Genomic DNA, 2,785 nt, shown 5'->3' on the forward strand with positions numbered 1-2,785 from the left:
CGCCGCCGGTGACCAGGGCCACGCGACCCGCCAGCGGATGGGCTGCGGAGAGGGGATGGGCGGGGGCAGCGACGTGGGCGTTGGGAGGCGGGGCGTGGTGTTCCATGGGGCTCCTGCGGCGGGGCTGGCGCGGCCATGGAATATGTTTTCCTGTCGGGCCGTGGCGCGCCACCGGCGCTCGGCCAGTCTAGCCCGCCTGCACCGTCGTGGCAACCGTGCGGCCCGCTGCCATCAGTCGCCACCAGCCCCCGGCACCACCAGTTACCACCAATGCCTGGGGTAGCGCCGCCCGCGCGGAATGTTGTTCACCAGCAGGGCCACCACCAGCAGGGCGGCGGCCCCGGCGGCCACGGGCACCACGGCGTACTTGTAGCCCAGCGCCTGGATCTGCGGGCTGCCGGTGACGGCGATGAGCGCGGTGGCCCCGCCCGGCGGGTGCAGGGTGTCGGTAAGGTGCATCAGGGCGATGGCGGCGGCCACGGCCACGGCAGGGGCCAGCCATGCGGTGGAGAGGACCTGCGCCTCTGCCCCCGACATTCCGGCCAAGCCCGGCACCCCCAGATTGCGCGCCACGAACACCCCCACCAGCGCGGACAGCACATGCCCGCCCAGCAGGTTGCGCGGCTGCGAAAAGGGCGCGCCCGGCGCGCCGTAGGCCAGCACCGCCGATGCCCCGAACGAGCCGATGAGCACGAAGCCGTCGCCCGGAGAAGCCACCCGGTCGCACAGCCACGCCACCACGCCGATGCCGCACAGCGCACCGATGAACGACCACAGGGTTTCGGAAACATCAGGCTTGGGCAGCAGGCCCAGCAGGCCGGGGCGGCAGTTGTCGCGGCCGCAGCCGCACATCTTGCGGAAATAGTCCATGGTGTGGTCGCAGGCAGAAGGGTGTGGGGATGGGCGGCGCCGCAGGACGAAACGCCGCACCCGGAAGTGTGCAGGCTACCCCGTGTCCGCTGCGCCCGCCGTGATCAGGGTCACATTCCCGAAAGGGAACGCAGGGGTATGTGCATCATGCTGTACTTATGATGGTTGTTGTCGTTTTGTCTGGCCATGCCCTGGCGTGGCCCCGGACAACCCGCGGCAATCTGCCAGACACCCATCGATAACCTGCCGCAATGGTGCGTCTTTCACCGCACCGTGGCGAGAGTCGAATTTTCCACAGGCATCATCAACATGTGGAAAATTATGTATCACGCAGGTATGAAAGGAGATAAAAAAATATTCTTGCCAACCCCATACGCGCGGGCTATGGGCGAATCCTGCAAATGCATCGGGCGTCGCGTTCCTGTTCCGGGGCCGCGCGCACCGCACGCCACGATACCAAGGAGCCCACCGCATGACCCGCAAGGACCGTACCGAAGGCATCTACAGCCGCCGCGAAGTGCTCGACGAGAGCGAACGCAGGCAATACTACCTCATCCAGCTGAAAGACCTGCTTTCCTACGCCTACCGCTATTCCGAGGACGTGAAGAAGCGCTTCGACCGCGCCCAGTTCAACGTGGAGAAGTTCAAGACCCTCACGGACCTCAAGCACATTCCCATTCTCAAGAAGAAGGAACTCATCTTCCTCCAGTCCATGGGGCCGCGCCTTGGCGGGCTTTTGACCAAGGACCTGGGCGAACTGAAGCGCGTGTTCCTGTCGCCCGGCCCCATCTTCGACCCCGAAGACCGCGCCGACGACTACTGGGGCTACACCGAAGCCTTCTATTCCGTGGGCTTCCGCCCCGGCGACGTTGCCCAGATCACCTTCAACTACCACCTCGCTCCGGCGGGCCTGATGTTCGAGGAACCCCTGCGCAACCTTGGCTGCGCCGTGGTGCCCGCAGGCCCCGGCAACGCGGCCACGCAGCTCGAGATCATGTCCAAGCTGCGCGTGTCGGGCTACGTGGGCACGCCCAGCTACCTCTTGCACCTTGCCCAGAAGGCCGAGGAAAAGGGCATGAACCTGCGCAAGGACCTGTTCCTTGAAGTGGGCTTCGTCACCGGCGAAAAATTCTCCGAAAAGCTGCGCGCGCAGCTCGAGAAGAAGTTCGACCTGATCATGCGCCAAGGCTACGGCACGGCGGACGTGGGCTGCATCGGCTACGAATGCTTCCACAAGACCGGCCTGCACATCGCCAACCGCTGCTACGTGGAAATCTGCCATCCGGACACCGGCATTCCGCTGAAGGATGGCGAAGTGGGCGAAATCGTGGTCACGGCCTTCAACAAGACCTACCCGCTGATCCGCCTGGCCACCGGCGACCTGTCCTACATCGACCGTTCGCCCTGCCCCTGCGGCCGCACCAGCCCGCGCCTTGGCTCCATCGTGGGCCGCGTGGACACCACCGCGCGCATCAAGGGCATGTTCGTGTACCCGCACCAGGTGGAACAGGTCATGTCGCGCTTCGAGGAAATCAAGCGTTGGCAGATCGAGGTCACCAACCCCGGCGGCATCGACGAGATGACCCTGTTCATCGAGGCCAGCAACTTCAAGCGCGAGGACGAACTGCTCCACCAGTTCCGCGAGAAGATCAAGCTGCGCCCGGAACTGAAGATCCTTGCACCCGGCACCCTGCCCCCGCAGATCCGTCCCATCGAGGACAAGCGGGTATGGGACTAGCCGGAACCCGGCATATCAGCGGACGCGGGGCGGGAATCTTCCTGCCCTGCGTGCCGCTGCTTCTGCTCGTGCTGCTTGCGGGCGGCTGCGCCGTGGCGCGGCCGTCCGACAGCGGCGGCACGGCGCATGCGCCCGTTGCCGCACCGGTGAGCGCAACAGCGACCGCGACAGGGGCCG

2 protein-coding genes and 1 pseudogene are annotated in these 2,785 nt (G+C 65.9%); 2 read left to right on the top strand and 1 reads right to left on the bottom strand.

What is annotated here, in order from left to right:
• Nucleotides 1-261: 261 nt before the first annotated feature.
• Nucleotides 262-870 carry an HPP family protein gene (locus FVW27_RS12440; RefSeq protein WP_015946078.1) on the bottom strand — a complete coding sequence of 203 codons (609 nt, stop codon included), beginning with the start codon at nucleotides 868-870 and terminating at the stop codon, nucleotides 262-264.
• A 472-nt stretch (nucleotides 871-1,342) separates the two neighbouring features.
• On the opposite strand from FVW27_RS12440, the gene FVW27_RS12445 reads away from it, so the two are divergent.
• Together FVW27_RS12445 and FVW27_RS20630 are read left to right on the top strand one after the other, a co-directional pair.
• Complete coding sequence (locus FVW27_RS12445; protein WP_007526208.1) at nucleotides 1,343-2,608, top strand: phenylacetate--CoA ligase family protein; 1,266 nt, start codon at nucleotides 1,343-1,345, stop codon at nucleotides 2,606-2,608.
• Nucleotides 2,599-2,785 (top strand): annotated as a pseudogene (locus FVW27_RS20630) (ChaN family lipoprotein); the annotation flags it as partial. The gene FVW27_RS12445 and the pseudogene FVW27_RS20630, both read left to right, overlap by 10 nt.

Source organism: Nitratidesulfovibrio liaohensis, assembly GCF_011682075.1.
GTDB classification, from domain to species: Bacteria; Desulfobacterota; Desulfovibrionia; order Desulfovibrionales; family Desulfovibrionaceae; genus Cupidesulfovibrio; species Cupidesulfovibrio liaohensis.

Excerpts from the sequence above, each read along its gene's own strand:
- FVW27_RS12440 (WP_015946078.1), bottom strand. The coding sequence starts at position 870 with ATGGACTATTTCCGCAAGATGTGCGGCTGCGGCCGCGACAACTGCCGC.
- FVW27_RS12445 (WP_007526208.1), top strand. The coding sequence starts at position 1,343 with ATGACCCGCAAGGACCGTACCGAAGGCATCTACAGCCGCCGCGAAGTG.